The 14,772-nt window shown below is 59.2% G+C and carries 14 protein-coding genes; 12 read left to right on the top strand and 2 right to left on the bottom strand.

Annotation, left to right across the window (positions count from 1 at the left end; genetic code table 11):
- Positions 1–127: 127 nt before the first annotated feature.
- Positions 128–3,367: a ribonuclease E gene (gene rne / locus BK670_RS23205; protein WP_123453256.1), complete on the bottom strand. Its 3,240-nt coding sequence runs from the start codon at positions 3,365–3,367 to the stop codon at positions 128–130.
- A 699-nt stretch (positions 3,368–4,066) separates the two neighbouring features.
- On the opposite strand from rne, the gene rluC reads away from it, so the two are divergent.
- From rluC to BK670_RS23185, 3 genes are read left to right on the top strand one after another with little or no spacing between them, the layout of a single operon-like run.
- Positions 4,067–5,026: a 23S rRNA pseudouridine(955/2504/2580) synthase RluC gene (gene rluC, locus BK670_RS23195; RefSeq protein ID WP_103306709.1), complete on the top strand. Its 960-nt coding sequence runs from the start codon at positions 4,067–4,069 to the stop codon at positions 5,024–5,026.
- Positions 5,013–5,675, top strand: coding sequence for an HAD-IA family hydrolase (locus BK670_RS23190; protein ID WP_123453254.1), 663 nt, complete (start codon positions 5,013–5,015; stop codon positions 5,673–5,675). Before rluC ends, BK670_RS23190 begins: the two co-directional genes overlap by 14 nt.
- A 24-nt stretch (positions 5,676–5,699) precedes the next feature.
- Positions 5,700–6,689, top strand: a complete 990-nt coding sequence (locus tag BK670_RS23185; RefSeq protein ID WP_123453252.1) for a S49 family peptidase — start codon at positions 5,700–5,702, stop codon at positions 6,687–6,689.
- A 48-nt stretch (positions 6,690–6,737) separates the two neighbouring features.
- Here the strand turns inward: BK670_RS23185 and BK670_RS23180 are convergent, their stop codons facing one another.
- Entirely contained in the window at positions 6,738–7,316 is a 579-nt protein-coding gene (locus tag BK670_RS23180; protein ID WP_123453250.1) for a Maf family protein, read from the bottom strand.
- A 105-nt stretch (positions 7,317–7,421) separates the two neighbouring features.
- On the opposite strand from BK670_RS23180, the gene BK670_RS23175 reads away from it, so the two are divergent.
- The 9 genes from BK670_RS23175 (at position 7,422) to mltG (ending at position 14,765) form a co-directional block, all read left to right on the top strand.
- Positions 7,422–7,949 (top strand): YceD family protein, encoded by a 528-nt coding sequence (locus tag BK670_RS23175; protein WP_038364482.1) that lies wholly within the window; start codon positions 7,422–7,424, stop codon positions 7,947–7,949.
- A gap of 13 nt (positions 7,950–7,962) precedes the next feature.
- Positions 7,963–8,145, top strand: a complete 183-nt coding sequence (gene rpmF / locus BK670_RS23170; RefSeq protein WP_003179396.1) for a 50S ribosomal protein L32 — start codon at positions 7,963–7,965, stop codon at positions 8,143–8,145.
- Between the two features lie 4 nt (positions 8,146–8,149).
- Positions 8,150–9,160 carry a phosphate acyltransferase PlsX gene (gene plsX, locus BK670_RS23165; RefSeq protein ID WP_123453248.1) on the top strand — a complete coding sequence of 337 codons (1,011 nt, stop codon included), beginning with the start codon at positions 8,150–8,152 and terminating at the stop codon, positions 9,158–9,160.
- Between the two features lie 123 nt (positions 9,161–9,283).
- Positions 9,284–10,222 carry an ACP S-malonyltransferase gene (fabD, locus tag BK670_RS23160; RefSeq protein ID WP_122604994.1) on the top strand — a complete coding sequence of 313 codons (939 nt, stop codon included), beginning with the start codon at positions 9,284–9,286 and terminating at the stop codon, positions 10,220–10,222.
- A gap of 16 nt (positions 10,223–10,238) precedes the next feature.
- Positions 10,239–10,982 carry a 3-oxoacyl-ACP reductase FabG gene (fabG, locus tag BK670_RS23155; protein ID WP_123453246.1) on the top strand — a complete coding sequence of 248 codons (744 nt, stop codon included), beginning with the start codon at positions 10,239–10,241 and terminating at the stop codon, positions 10,980–10,982.
- Between the two features lie 196 nt (positions 10,983–11,178).
- Positions 11,179–11,415, top strand: coding sequence for an acyl carrier protein (gene acpP, locus BK670_RS23150; RefSeq protein ID WP_003175607.1), 237 nt, complete (start codon positions 11,179–11,181; stop codon positions 11,413–11,415).
- Between the two features lie 111 nt (positions 11,416–11,526).
- A complete protein-coding gene (fabF, locus tag BK670_RS23145; protein WP_122604995.1) occupies positions 11,527–12,771 on the top strand; it encodes a beta-ketoacyl-ACP synthase II in 1,245 nt (414 codons plus the stop codon).
- A complete protein-coding gene (gene pabC, locus BK670_RS23140; protein ID WP_123453245.1) occupies positions 12,771–13,586 on the top strand; it encodes an aminodeoxychorismate lyase in 816 nt (271 codons plus the stop codon). Before fabF ends, pabC begins: the two co-directional genes overlap by 1 nt.
- A gap of 3 nt (positions 13,587–13,589) precedes the next feature.
- Positions 13,590–14,765, top strand: a complete 1,176-nt coding sequence (gene mltG, locus BK670_RS23135; protein ID WP_123453243.1) for an endolytic transglycosylase MltG — start codon at positions 13,590–13,592, stop codon at positions 14,763–14,765.
- Positions 14,766–14,772: the final 7 nt, after the last annotated feature.

The raw sequence follows: 14,772 nt of genomic DNA, 5'->3' as shown, positions 1-14,772 counted from the left end.
CAACTCCTACATGTGATCGCATTTCAATGTAGGAGCTGCCGAAGGCTGCGATCTTTTGATCTTTTAAACAGTATAAAAAAGCCCCGCCAGGTTTTCACCGGGCGGGGCTTTTTAACGGCTTTGGAAATTACACGAGAGGTTTAGGCTCGTGTTCTTTTTCCTCGGCCTCTTGGTGTTGCTCGGCTGCGTCCTGAACGGAGCGTGGTGCTTCAGCAATCACCGACTCAACTACGGCTTCTTCAGTCACCGGGGCAGGAGCTGCCTCGACCACTTCAGCAACCACGGCTGGCTCGGCAGCGACTGGAGCAGCAGCGGCAGCCAGTTCGGCTTCCTTCTGCAGACGCTCTTCTTCACGCTTGCGACGACGCACTTCACGTGGGTCGTTTGGCGCGCGGCCGCTTGGCGTCAGAGCGCTGACCGGAGCCGGAGCTTCAACTACCGGGGCAGCCTCTGCAACTACTGGAGTTTCGACAACCGGAGCTTGAACGGCAGGCGCTGGTTCAGCGACGACCACTGGCTCGGCAGCCTTGGCGTGTTCGAACACGGGGGCTTCAACAACCGGCGCTTCAACCACTGGCGCAGGTTTTTCAGCAACAGTCGGCTCGGCAACCCAGTTGAAGGCAGTCTGCTCTTCGCGAACTTCACGCACGGTTTCGGTCACGGTTTCTGCGACGGTTTCAACCACTGGCTCGGCAGCCACAACTGGCGCTGGTTCAACCTGAGGCAGGGTTTCCTGAACCGGTGCCACTTCGACTTCCGGAGCAGCAACCACTTCTACCGGCGTGGTTGCTTCAACAACCGGCGCTTCCACTGCAGTGGTTTCCTGAACAGCCGCGGTAGCGCGTTCAGCTTGCTCGTGGGCTTGTGCTTCAGCCGGCGCACTGATCACGCTGCTGGCAACAGCGGCGGTTACAGCCAGGCCAGCAGCCAGATCGGCAGTGCCTGGCGCTTCAGCGTTTTCGCCGGCTTCGGATTCTTCCGAACCTTCGATCACGTTGCCGTTGGCATCACGCTGACGCTCACGACGGTTGCTGCGACGACGCTGACCGCGGGAGCGACGACGTGGACGATCGCCTTCAGCGTTCTCCGAACCGTCTTCCGGCAGTTGCTCTTCGTTGCTGTTCACTTCTTCTTCAGCGACGGCAGCAGCGGCCTGTTCGGCACGCGGTTGACGCTCTTCACGTGGCGGACGCGGTGCGCGTTCTTCACGTGGCTGACGGGCCGGGCGTTCTTCAGCGGTAACGGCAACGGCAGCTGCAGCGGCTGGAACGGCGTCCAGTGGCTCGCGCAGTTCACGCACACGCTCTTCACGCTCGCCACGTGGCTTGCGGTCTTCGCGCGGTGCACGAGGTGCACGTTCTTCACGCGGAGCACGTGGTGCGCGCTCTTCGCGAGCTACTGGCGCTTCGGTACGGGCTTCACGAGGCTCGCGGACTTCACGGGCTTCACGTGGTGCACGCTCTTCACGCGGCTCACGTGGAGCGCGTTCTTCACGTGGAGCACGTTCTTCGCGCGGCTTGCGCTCTTCATCGCGGCGACCGTTACGGTTGCGGCTCTGCTGACGACCGTTGCGACGTTCTTCGTTGCGGGCCGGACGTTCGGTGGCTGGTTTTTCAACCACCACCGGAGCGGCTGGCTCTTCTTTGGTGGCGAACAGGCTGACCAGCGATTTCACCAGACCTTTGAACAGGCTTGGCTCTGGTGCAGCAACCGGAGCCGGTGCTGGAGCGGCAGGCGCGGTGGCTTCGCTCGGAACCGGAGCGTTGGCACGGGCCGGCGCAGTCTTGACTGCAGCTTCCTGGCGAACCAGGGTGCGGGTCGCGGCGGCCGGCTGGACTTCTTCGACTTCGGCAGCGGCAGCAGCGATTTCGTAGCTGGACTGGTTGGTCGCGGCTTCCGGGCTGTCGTCACGCAGACGCTGAACTTCGAAGTGCGGCGTTTCGAGGTGATCGTTCGGCAGAATGACGATGCGAGCACGGGTGCGCAGTTCGATCTTGGTGATCGAGTTGCGTTTTTCGTTGAGCAGGAATGCAGCGACCGGGATCGGCACCTGGGCGCGCACTTCGGCAGTGCGGTCTTTCAGGGCTTCTTCTTCGATCAGGCGCAGGATCGCCAGCGACAGCGATTCAACGTCACGGATGATGCCAGTGCCGTTGCAACGCGGGCAGACGATGCCGCTGCTTTCGCCCAGGGACGGACGCAGGCGCTGACGGGACATTTCCAGCAGGCCAAAGCGCGAAATGCGGCCGATCTGCACGCGGGCGCGGTCGGCTTCCAGGCATTCGCGGACTTTCTCTTCCACGGCGCGCTGGTTCTTGGCAGGGGTCATGTCGATGAAGTCGATGACGATCAGGCCGCCGATGTCGCGCAGGCGCAACTGACGGGCGATTTCTTCGGCGGCTTCAAGGTTGGTTTGCAGAGCGGTTTCTTCGATGTCGCTGCCTTTGGTGGCGCGCGCCGAGTTGATGTCGATGGACACCAGGGCTTCGGTCGGATCGATAACGATGGAGCCACCGGAAGGCAGCTCGACGACGCGCTGGAAAGCGGTCTCGATCTGGCTTTCGATCTGGAAACGGTTGAACAGCGGTACGCTGTCTTCGTAGAGCTTGATCTTGCTGGCGTACTGCGGCATCACCTGGCGAATGAAGGTCAGGGCTTCGTCCTGGGCTTCAACGCTGTCGATCAGCACTTCGCCGATGTCCTGGCGCAGATAATCGCGGATCGCGCGGATGATCACGTTGCTTTCCTGGTAGATCAGGAATGGCGCGGAGCGATCCAGCGAGGCTTCTTTGATGGCGGTCCAGAGTTGCAGCAGGTAATCGAGGTCCCACTGCATTTCTTCGCTGCTGCGGCCCAGGCCGGCAGTGCGCACGATCAGACCCATGTCCGCTGGGGCAACCAGACCGTTCAGCGCTTCACGCAGTTCGTTGCGCTCTTCGCCTTCGATGCGACGGGAGATACCGCCGGCACGCGGGTTGTTCGGCATCAGCACCAGGTAACGACCGGCCAGGCTGATGAAGGTGGTCAGGGCAGCGCCCTTGTTGCCACGTTCTTCTTTTTCGACCTGAACAATGACTTCCTGGCCTTCGCTCAGGACGTCCTTGATGTTGACGCGGCCTTCCGGGGCTTTCTTGAAGTATTCGCGGGAGATTTCTTTGAGGGGCAGGAAGCCGTGGCGCTCGGAGCCGAAATCGACAAAGGCAGCCTCAAGGCTTGGTTCGATGCGAGTGATACGGCCTTTATAGATGTTGGCCTTCTTCTGCTCGCGTGCACCGGATTCGATGTCCAGGTCGTAGAGGCGTTGGCCATCTACCAGTGCAACACGCAACTCTTCGGGTTGAGTTGCGTTAATCAGCATTCTTTTCATGTAGTACCGTCGGTTTCCGGGCTGCCGGAAACGGCGTTCGGCACACACGACTTCTCACGGTCGGTGTCAGGTGCGTCGGGAGTGGTTGGCCATTCCCGTGTCCAGCGATATGCGGCCAATTGGGCCGATATAGCGACGTACGCGTCCTGCTTGCTGTGGCTACTTAAGCACTCAGTCAGGAGGAGGAATCAACCAGCGGCTGTGGACGAGATGAAGCGTCTTGATAAAGCCTATTGCTACACAGTCCAGCGGTTGTGCATCTCCACCCTACACGTATCCCTGATAATTCGGGTGCTGCCGCGCGCAGAATCCGCAGCGGGTTGGCATTTACCGTGAGCTCCGAAAGGGGAGGTCACGCATCATGGCTAATTCAGGCGTTGTTTCCGAAGCATTCGCTCGGGGTCATCTGCAGCTGACTGCACTTTGTGAACTGGCCTTGAATGTGTGCCTGCCAGGCGAGTAAAAACTCTGCTCGGCGGTGTAATTCAGGCCTCATGTCACCTGCGCTTGTTACAACTGAAAACTCCACCGTTACGTAGCGAAAGCCCCGTAGGACGGCCTCGCGTCCTGGTGAATTGCGTTGGTCAGGGCCGGTTTTTGACCGTGGTTCCTCTGTCCAGGCCGCTTTTGGCGGCGTTCGCGACTATAGCAGCAATGATTAAGTGCTTCAATTCCATAAAAATTGTTATCATCCGCCGCATGACAACTACTGCCCCTTCGACTCCAGGCGTTCAATTGCTTGAAGTCTCGCCGGAGTATGCCGGCCAACGAATCGACAATTTTCTCCTCGCCCGGCTCAAAGGCGTGCCCAAGACCTTGATTTACCGCATTTTGCGTAAAGGCGAAGTGCGCGTGAACAAAGGTCGGATCAAGCCCGAGTACAAGCTGCAGGCCGGCGATATCGTGCGCGTGCCGCCGGTTCGCGTGCCTGAGCGTGACGAACCGGTGCCGCTGGCCCAAGGCCTGTTGCAGCGCCTTGAGGCCTCGATCGTCTACGAAGACAAAGCCCTGATCGTGATCAACAAGCCCGCCGGCATTGCGGTTCATGGTGGCAGCGGTTTGAATTTCGGCGTGATCGAAGCCTTTCGTCAGTTGCGTCCCGATGCCAAGGAGCTGGAGCTGGTTCACCGTCTCGACCGTGACACCTCCGGCCTGCTGATGATCGCCAAGAAGCGCAGCATGCTGCGCCACCTGCACGAAAAACTGCGTGGTGATGGCGTCGACAAGCGTTACATGGCGCTGGTGCGTGGTAACTGGGCGACCTCGATCAAGCAGGTCAGTGCGCCGTTACTCAAGAGCAACCTGCGTTCCGGCGAGCGCATGGTCGAAGTCAACGACGAGGGTAAAGAAGCCCTGACCGTGTTCAAGGTGCTGCGCCGTTTCGGCGATTTCGCCACCATGGTCGAGGCTAAACCGGTTACCGGTCGTACCCACCAGATTCGCGTGCACACTTTGCATGCTGGCCATTGCATTGCTGGTGACAGCAAGTACGGCGATGACGACTTCACCAAAGAGATTCGCGATCTGGGCGGTAAGCGCCTGTTCCTGCACGCTTACATGCTGACAGTGCCGCTGCCCGATGGCGGCAAGCTGACCTTGCAGGCGCCGGTCGATGAAATGTGGGCCAAGACCGTGGAGCGATTGAGTGCGCCCATCTGATTACAAACTGCTGATTTTCGATTGGGATGGCACGCTGGCCGACTCCATTCACCGGATCGTCGAAGCCATGCATTCGGCGTCCGGGCGCTCCGGTTTCGAGTTGCGTGATGATTTTGCCGTCAAAGGCATTATCGGTCTGGGCTTGCCTGAGGCGATTCGCACCCTGTATCCCGAGATCAGTGACGCCGAAATGACCGCGTTTCGCGAGTATTACGCCGATCACTACATCGCAGCGGAAGCCGTGCCTTCGCCATTGTTCGAGGGCGTAGTCGAGTCGATTGCGTCCTTTCGCGAGCAGGGTTATCACCTGGCCGTCGCCACCGGCAAGAATCGCCGCGGGCTGGATCGGGTGCTTAAGGCCAATGGCTGGGAAGATTATTTCGATATCACCCGCGCCGCCGATGAAACTGCGAGCAAGCCGCACCCTCTGATGCTGGAGCAGATCCTCGCTCATTGTGGTGTGCGCGCGGAGCAGGCGCTGATGGTCGGCGATTCGTCCTTCGATCTGTTGATGGCGCGCAATGCCGGGATGGATTCGGTGGCCGTCAGCTATGGCGCGCAATCGATCGAGTCGCTGCAGCAGTTCGAGCCGCGCCTGTCGATCGACCGTTTTTCCGAATTGCATGCCTGGCTGGGGAAGCAGGCTTAATACGTTTTTGCTGGGGTGGATGGCATGACCGACGAATGGAAAGCACCGGCCAAGGCAAGTGCCGACGGCGGTGACGAGAAAAGCTGGAAGCTGTTGGAAAAGACCCTGCTCGCCGGTGTGCAAGAGCAGCGTCGTTCGCGGCGCTGGGGGATTTTCTTCAAGTTGCTGACATTTGTTTATCTGTTTGTTGCGCTGATTCTGTTCACGCCACTGATGGACATGGAAAAGAGCGCCACACGCGGCCCGAACTACACCGCGTTGATCGACGTCACCGGCATGATCGCCGACAAAGAGCCGGCCAGTGCCGATAATATTGTTGGCAGCCTGCGCGCGGCGTTCGAGGACAAGAAGGTCAAGGGCGTGATCCTGCGCATCAATAGCCCGGGCGGCAGTCCGGTGCAGTCGGGGTATGTCTATGACGAGATCAAGCGTCTGCGCGGCCTGCATCCGGATACCAAGCTGTATGCGGTGATTTCCGATCTGGGCGCGTCCGGTGCTTATTACATTGCCAGTGCTGCGGATCAGATCTATGCCGACAAGGCCAGCCTGGTCGGCTCTATCGGCGTGACGGCGGCGGGTTACGGCTTTGTTGGCACTATGGACAAGCTCGGTGTCGAGCGCCGTACGTACACTTCGGGCGAACACAAGTCGTTCCTCGATCCGTTCCAGCCGCAGAAGCCTGATGAAACGGCGTTCTGGCAGACGGTGCTGGACACCACGCACAAGCAGTTCATTAACAGCGTCAAGCAGGGTCGTGGCGATCGCCTGAAAGACAAAGAGCATCCGGAGCTGTTCTCCGGGCTGGTCTGGTCAGGCGAGCAAGCGCTGCCGCTGGGCTTGATCGATGGTCTGGGCAATGCCAGTTCGGTGGCGCGTGATGTGATTGGCGAGAAAGAGCTGGTCGACTTCACTGTTCAGGAATCGCCGTTCGATCGCTTCTCGAAGAAGCTCGGCGCCAGTGTCGCTGAGCAGTTGGCGATGTGGATGGGTTTCCATGGGCCGTCGTTGCGTTAAAAAGTCGCGGCATAAAAAAACCGGCCTTGATGGCCGGTTTTTTGTGGGTCAGGGGATTTGCACGCCTTCAACCAATAGCATGTCGATCAGGCGAATCAGCGGCAGGCCGATCAGGCTGGTGGCATCAGGGCCTTCGGTGGATTGAAACAGGCTCACGCCCAGTCCTTCGGCCTTGAAGCTGCCCGCGCAGTCGTAGGGCTGCTCCAGTCGCAGGTAGCGCTCAATGCTTGCTTGGTCGAGTTGGCGCATGTGAACCGTGAACGGCACGCAGTCGACCTGGCATTGACCGGTCTGGCTGTTGAGCAGCGCCAGTCCGGTGAGGAAGGTCACGCTGGCGCCGCTGGCAGCCATCAATTGCTCGCGCGCCTTCTCAAAGGTGTGTGGCTTGCCGATGATCTGCTCGCCGAGCACGGCAACCTGGTCCGAGCCGATAATCAGATGGGCGGGATGGCTGTCAGCCAATGCTCGGGCTTTTTGTTCGGCGAGGCGTTTGACCAGTTCGATCGCCGATTCGCCCGGGCGATGACTTTCATCGATATCCGGCGAGCTGCAGACGAACGGCAGGTGCAGGCGGGCGAGCAATTCCCGACGATAGGTCGAGCTTGAAGCGAGTAATAAAGGCAGCATTCGCGTCTCCTGAGGCAGGTGCGAATTCTAGCGGAGGCACGCAAGTGACGGACAGGGCACAATTTCCTTTGACATGGGTGGGTGCATCCCTATAATGCTGCGCCTATGTTGAATGACCCGATTCCACCTCACGTTGACCCGCGCAAATTGGCTGACCGTGGCACCACCCTTCAAGGTGAACTGCTGCTGGCCGATTTGAAGAGACTCTGCGACCCGCTTTCCGACGATGTCGGTACGGTGCAGGCGAAATTCGTTTTTGAACGAGATGAACGTAAATCTGTGGTGATCCACAGCTTTATCGACACCGAGGTCAAAATGGTTTGCCAGCGTTGTCTTGAGCTGGTCACCCTGCCGATCCACAGCGAATGCAGTTACGCTGTTGTGAAGGAGGGTGCGAATACCCAGTCGTTACCGAAAGGTTATGACGTGCTGGAACTGGGCGAAGATCCATTGGATCTGCAGTCACTGGTCGAGGAAGAGCTTCTGCTTGCCTTGCCTATTGTGCCTGCTCATCATCCGGAAGAATGCCAGCAGCCGGCGGGAGCAGATGAGCCCGAACCGAGCGAGGACGAGGTAACGCGGTCCAACCCGTTCAGTGTATTGGCGCAGTTAAAGCGTGACCCAAACGTTTAGGAGTTAATCAATTATGGCTGTTCAGCAGAACAAAAAATCCCGCTCTGCCCGTGACATGCGCCGTTCGCACGACGCTCTCGAGGCTAGCACCCTGTCTGTAGAAAAAACCACTGGTGAAGTTCACCTGCGTCACCACGTATCGCCAGAAGGCGTATACCGTGGCCGTAAAGTGATCGACAAGGGCGCTGACGAGTAATCACTTGTCCGCTCAAGTCATCGCGATTGACGCAATGGGCGGGGACTTCGGTCCCCGCAGCATTGTTCAGGCCAGCCTTGCTTGCCTTTCTGCTACGCCCTCGCTGCACCTGACCCTCGTCGGTCAACCCTCCCTTCTTGAAGAATTGATCAACGGCCAATCGGCTGCCGATCGCGCGCGCCTGTCGATTGTCCCGGCGTCTGAAGTCATCACCATGGACGAAAAACCGACCCAGGCCTTGCGTGGCAAGCCGGACTCGTCGATGCGTGTCGCCCTTGAGCTGGTCCGTGATGGCAAGGCGCAGGCGTGTGTCAGTGCCGGCAATACCGGTGCGTTGATGGCGTTGTCACGGTTTGTGCTGAAAACGCTGCCCGGTATCGATCGTCCGGCGATGGTGGCGGCGATCCCGACACAGACGGGCTATTGCCAGTTGCTCGACCTGGGCGCCAACGTCGATTGCAGTGCCGAGCATTTGCTGCAGTTTGCGGTGATGGGCTCGGTGGCGGCACAGACACTGGGCATCCATCGTCCGCGTGTCGCGCTGTTGAACATCGGTACCGAAGACATCAAGGGCAATCAGCAGGTCAAACTGGCCGCGACACTCTTGCAGGCTGCCCGCGGCATCAACTACATCGGCTTTATCGAAGGCGACGGTTTGTATCGTGGCGAGGCCGATGTCGTGGTGTGTGATGGTTTCGTCGGTAATATCCTGCTCAAGTCCAGTGAGGGGCTGGCTACGATGATTGCTGCGCGCATCGAAGCATTGTTCAAAAAGAATCTGGCCTCCCGTGCGGTGGGGGCTTTGGCGTTGCCACTGATGAAGCGCTTGCAGGCGGATCTGGCGCCGGCGCGACATAACGGCGCAAGCTTTCTCGGCTTGCAGGGCATTGTCGTGAAAAGTCACGGTTCGGCCGGGGTTCAGGGCTTTCAGAGTGCTATTTCCCGTGCGTTGATCGAGATTCAGGAGAATCTTCCCGAGCGTCTCCACGGTCGTCTGGAGGATCTGTTGTCTTAGGCGTTTTCGTCGGACAATGCTTAAATGTGACCGCCCGGTTCAAAGGGCCATCCAACTGTCAGTTTCTTGCGTCCCAAAGCGGGGCGTCATTTTTCGACGACAAGATCATTAGGGGCTTGTTACATGTCTGCTTCCCTCGCATTCGTCTTTCCAGGACAGGGTTCGCAGTCCCTCGGCATGCTGGCCGAGCTGGGCGCGGAATATCCGTTGATCCTCGAAACTTTCAAAGAAGCCTCCGAGGCTCTGGGCTATGACCTGTGGGCGCTGACCCAGCAGGGCCCGGAAGAGCTGCTCAATCAAACCGATAAAACCCAACCGGCCATTCTGACCGCTTCGATCGCCCTGTGGCGTCTGTGGCTGGCGGAAGGTGGTGCGCGTCCGGCCTTTGTTGCCGGTCACAGCCTGGGCGAATACAGCGCGCTGGTCGCTGCTGGCAGCCTGACACTGGCTGATGCGGTGAAGCTCGTTGAGCGTCGCGGCCAGTTGATGCAGGAAGCGGTTCCGGCCGGGCAGGGCGGCATGGCCGCGATCCTCGGTCTGGACGATGCCGATGTGCTGGCTGCCTGCGCCGAAGCGGCGCAAGGTGAAGTGGTCAGCGCGGTCAACTTCAACTCGCCGGGCCAAGTGGTCATTGCCGGTGCCAAGGCCGCCGTCGAGCGCGCCATCGAAGGCTGCAAGGCCCGTGGCGCCAAGCGTGCCATGCCGCTGCCGGTGAGCGTGCCGTCGCACTGCGAGCTGATGCGTCCGGCCGCCGAGCGTTTCGCCGAATCCATCGCCGCCATCGACTGGCAGGCGCCGCAGATCCCGGTGGTACAGAACGTCAGCGCGCAAGTGCCGGCTGATCTGGAAACCCTCAAGCGTGATCTGCTCGAACAACTGTACAAGCCAGTACGCTGGGTCGAGTCGGTGCAGACGCTGGCCGCCAAGGGCGCGACCAATCTGGTCGAATGTGGCCCGGGCAAAGTCCTGGCCGGTCTGAACAAACGTTGCGCCGAAGGCGTGGCGACTTCCAACCTCAATACCCCAGACGCTTTCGCTGCCGCTCGCGCAGCGCAAGCCTGAATCAGGAGAAACTTGCATGAGTCTGCAAGGTAAAGTTGCACTGGTCACCGGTGCAAGCCGTGGCATCGGTCAGGCTATCGCACTGGAACTGGGTCGTCAGGGCGCCATCGTCATTGGCACCGCGACTTCCGCTTCGGGCGCTGAGCGTATCGCTGCAACCCTGAAGGAAAACGGTATTCAGGGCACCGGTTTCGAACTCAACGTCACCAGCGATGAATCGGTCACTGCGGTGTTGGCGGGCATTCAGGAGCAGTTCGGTGCGCCAGTGGCGATCCTGGTCAATAATGCCGGCATTACCCGCGATAACCTGATGATGCGCATGAAAGACGACGAGTGGTACGACGTGATCGATACCAACCTGAACAGTCTGTATCGCCTGTCCAAGGGCGTTCTGCGCGGCATGACCAAGGCGCGCTGGGGCCGAATTATCAGTATTGGCTCGGTGGTGGGTGCCATGGGCAACGCAGGCCAAGTAAACTATGCAGCCGCCAAGGCCGGTCTGGAAGGTTTCAGCCGTGCAATGGCGCGTGAAGTCGGTTCGCGTTCGATTACGGTCAACTCGGTAACCCCAGGGTTTATCGACACCGATATGACGCGCGAGCTGCCTGAAGCACAGCGTGAAGCCTTGCAGACGCAGATTCCGCTGGGTCGTCTGGGGCAAGCTCAAGAGATCGCGTCTGTGGTCGCTTTTCTTGCATCCGACGGTGCGGCATACGTCACTGGGGCTACAATCCCGGTGAACGGTGGGATGTACATGTAAGTAAAATGTGACGGATTGCTTCAAAAAAATGTCATACGAGCTGTCTAAAATCCGTTATAAAGCTGCAATCTATTTATAGGCAGAGGGCTGCAGGGTTTGAGGAGTGAAGCTTTCAGTTGAAAAACTGAAAAGTCTTTCTATACACTTACCCACTGGCCAGCTGCCTGAATTTGTCCATTAGGAGTGAAAACAAGGTATGAGCACCATCGAAGAGCGCGTCAAGAAAATCGTTGCCGAGCAACTGGGTGTTAAAGAAGAAGAAGTGGTCAACACTGCTTCCTTCGTAGAAGACCTGGGTGCCGACTCCCTTGACACCGTTGAGCTGGTGATGGCTCTGGAAGAGGAATTCGAGACCGAAATCCCTGACGAAGAAGCTGAAAAGATCACTACTGTACAAGCTGCAATCGACTACGTTACTAGCCACCAGGCGTAATAGTTTGTAATCGTTGTTTGCTGTCATGGAAAAACCGCACTGCCATCATGGCGTGCGGTTTTTTCTTTAGGCCTGATGCAAAGTCGTCGTCATTTGAAAAAGGAGAGTGCTGTGTCGCGTAGACGCGTCGTAGTCACCGGTATGGGTATGTTGTCGCCACTGGGCACGGATGTGCCGAGCAGTTGGCAGGGCATTCTGGCTGGCCGCAGTGGCATTGGTCTGATCGAACACACCGACCTTTCTGCCTATTCCACCCGCTTTGGCGGCTCGGTAAAGGGCTTCAATGTCGAGGAATACCTGTCGGTCAAGGAAGCGCGCAAGCTCGACCTGTTCATTCAGTACGGTCTCGCTGCCGGCTTTCAAGCCGTTCGCAACGCCGGTCTGGAAGTCACCGACGCCAACCGTGAACGCATTGGCGTGGCCATGGGTTCGGGTATCGGCGGTTTGACCAACATCGAAGAAACCAGCCGTACTCTGCATGAGACGGGCCCGCGTCGAATTTCGCCATTCTTCGTGCCAGGTTCGATCATCAATATGATTTCCGGTTTCCTGTCCATCCACCTGGGGGCACAGGGACCTAACTACGCCATCGCCACTGCATGTACCACCGGTACGCACTGCATCGGCATGGCGGCGCGCAACATCATGTACGACGAAGCCGACGTGATGATTGCCGGCGGTGCCGAAATGGCCGCATGCGGTCTGGGCATGGGTGGCTTCGGCGCGTCCCGTGCGCTGTCGACCCGCAACGACGAACCGACCCGCGCCAGCCGTCCATGGGACAAGGGCCGTGATGGCTTCGTCCTGTCCGACGGTGCCGGTGCACTGGTTCTCGAAGAGCTGGAACACGCCAAGGCGCGCGGCGCGACCATCTATGCCGAACTGATCGGCTTTGGCACGAGTGGCGACGCGTTCCACATGACCTCGCCACCTGCCGACGGCGCCGGTGCAGCACGCTGCATCACTAATGCGCTGCGTGATGCGAAGATCAACGTTGATCAAGTGCAATACATCAACGCTCACGGTACTTCGACTCCGGCCGGCGACCTCGCCGAAGCCAATGCGATCAAGACCGTGTTCGGTGATCACGCCTACAAACTGGCGGTCAGCTCGACCAAATCGATGACCGGTCACCTGTTAGGTGCGGCGGGCGCGGTTGAAGCGATCTTCAGCGTTCTTGCGATCAACAGCCAAGTGGCACCGCCGACCATCAACCTCGATGAGCCGGATGAAGGCTGCGATCTTGATTTCGTGCCGCACACTGCGCGCAACATGGACATCGATGTCGTGCTGTCCAACTCCTTCGGTTTTGGCGGCACCAACGGCACCTTGGCGTTCCGTCGGTTCGCAGGCTGATGGACAGCTGGGTCGACGGTCAACCGGCTGACGCTCTGTCGCTGAAAGATCGCGGCCTGGCTTACGGCGACGGTCTGTTCGAGACCATCGCCGTGCATGGCGGCCAGCCGATCCTGCTGGATCGGCACCTGACGCGACTGGCTGACGGCTGCTTGCGTCTGGCCATCGTGGCCGATATCGAGCTGATTCGCCATGAACTGCTGAGCTATGCGGCAGCAATGGGTGAGGGCGTGCTCAAGCTCATCCTGACCCGTGGCGACGGTTTGCGCGGTTATGCGCCTGATCCTGCGGCGCCGGGCCGACGCATTCTGCAAGGCAATCCTCCGGCGGCTTATCCTGCTGTGCATGCTGAACAAGGCGTTCGTCTGTTTCCGTGCAGCACGCGCCTGGCCAAACAGCCTTTACTGGCTGGACTCAAACACCTCAATCGACTGGAACAAGTCATCGCCCGTGCCGAATGGCAGGACAGCGAGCACGCCGAAGGCTTGATGCTCGATCAGGCGGGTCGGGTGATCGAGGGGGTATTCAGCAATGTGTTTCTGGTCCGCGACGGTGTGTTGATCACGCCGGATCTGAAACGCTGCGGCGTCGCCGGGGTGATGCGCGCCGAAATATTGTTTCAGGCCGAGTCATTGGCCATTCCCACGCAGATCGCCGACATCAGCCTCGAACAGCTGCAATGGGCCGATGAAGTGTTTGTCTGCAACAGCGTGTATGGCGTCTGGCCGGTACGCGCCTACGCTGCACTGAGCTGGCCGGTTGGCTCGCTCACCCGTAAACTGCAAACCATTGCCCGCGCCCTACTGGATGCCTGATTTGTGAGACGTAAACTTTTGCTGCTGCTGGAAACCGGACTGGTTCTGGCAGGGCTGTTGATGGGCGCCAGCGCCTGGAAGATTCACAGTGCGCTGGAACAGCCTCTGAACATCACGCAGGAAGAACTGCTGGATGTGCCGAAAGGCTCTACACCGACTCGAACTTTCCTTGAACTCGAAACCGATGGCGTCATCAAGGATGCGTTCTGGTTGCGGGTTTACTGGCGCTTTAATCTCGCTGGCACGCCGATCCATAGCGGCGAATACCGCATGCAGCCGGGCATGACCGTCAACGGCCTGATCGACTTGTGGAAGCGTGGCGAAGTGGTTCAGTACAGCCTCACCTTGGTCGAGGGCTGGAATTTCCATCAGGTACGCGCGGCGTTGGCCAAAGATGAAAAGCTCGCTCAGACCCTCAATGGCATGAGCGACAGCGACGTCATGGCGAAAATTGGTCATAAGGGCCTGTTCCCGGAAGGGCGTTTCTTCCCCGACACCTACCGTTTCGTGCGTGGCATGTCCGATGCCGAACTGCTGAAAAAAGCCTTTGATCGTCTCGATGAAGTCCTGGCGAAAGAATGGGAAAGTCGTTCTGCCGATGTGCCGTACACCGAACCCTACCAAGCGCTGATCATGGCCTCGCTGGTCGAGAAAGAGACCGGCGTGCCACAGGAGCGCGGGCAGATTGCCGGTGTCTTCGTGCGCCGCATGGCCTTGGGCATGCAACTGCAAACCGACCCGACCGTCATCTATGGTCTGGGCGATCGCTACACCGGCAAGCTGACTCGCGCGCATTTGAAAGAGCCGACGCCTTACAACACTTACGTGATTCCCGGGCTGCCTCCGACGCCGATTGCGATGGTCGGGCGTGAAGCGATTCACGCAGCGTTGAACCCGGTGGATGGCACCAGCCTGTACTTCGTTGCACGTGGCGATGGCAGCCATGTGTTCTCCGATGATCTGGATGCGCACAACAATGCGGTGCGTGAGTACCAGCTCAAGCGCCGTGCCGATTACCGTTCCAGCCCGGCGCCGGCGACATCGCCTGAAGCCGCTCCGGCTGCCGGGGAGGCGATTCCCGCTGCATCTCCGGATACAGCCCCGGAATCGTTGCCGCAAGTTGCGCCTGATGCGCCCGCGCCGGCTCCAGAAGCTGCTGCCCCACAAAACACGCAATGACTTTGAT

It is taken from the genome of Pseudomonas fluorescens (assembly GCF_003732425.1).
GTDB lineage: Bacteria > Pseudomonadota > Gammaproteobacteria > Pseudomonadales > Pseudomonadaceae > Aquipseudomonas > Aquipseudomonas fluorescens_BE.
This window is presented reverse-complemented; position numbering and strand designations above follow the sequence as displayed.

Coding starts and splice junctions, on each gene's coding strand:
- rpmF (WP_003179396.1), top strand. CDS start 7,963: ATGGCTGTTCAGCAGAACAAAAAATCCCGCTCTGCCCGTGACATGCGC.
- pabC (WP_123453245.1), top strand. CDS start 12,771: ATGGACAGCTGGGTCGACGGTCAACCGGCTGACGCTCTGTCGCTGAAA.
- BK670_RS23180 (WP_123453250.1), bottom strand. CDS start 7,316: ATGCTGCCTTTATTACTCGCTTCAAGCTCGACCTATCGTCGGGAATTG.
- fabG (WP_123453246.1), top strand. CDS start 10,239: ATGAGTCTGCAAGGTAAAGTTGCACTGGTCACCGGTGCAAGCCGTGGC.
- BK670_RS23175 (WP_038364482.1), top strand. CDS start 7,422: ATGTTGAATGACCCGATTCCACCTCACGTTGACCCGCGCAAATTGGCT.
- rne (WP_123453256.1), bottom strand. CDS start 3,367: ATGAAAAGAATGCTGATTAACGCAACTCAACCCGAAGAGTTGCGTGTT.
- fabD (WP_122604994.1), top strand. CDS start 9,284: ATGTCTGCTTCCCTCGCATTCGTCTTTCCAGGACAGGGTTCGCAGTCC.
- BK670_RS23185 (WP_123453252.1), top strand. CDS start 5,700: ATGACCGACGAATGGAAAGCACCGGCCAAGGCAAGTGCCGACGGCGGT.
- rluC (WP_103306709.1), top strand. CDS start 4,067: ATGACAACTACTGCCCCTTCGACTCCAGGCGTTCAATTGCTTGAAGTC.
- acpP (WP_003175607.1), top strand. CDS start 11,179: ATGAGCACCATCGAAGAGCGCGTCAAGAAAATCGTTGCCGAGCAACTG.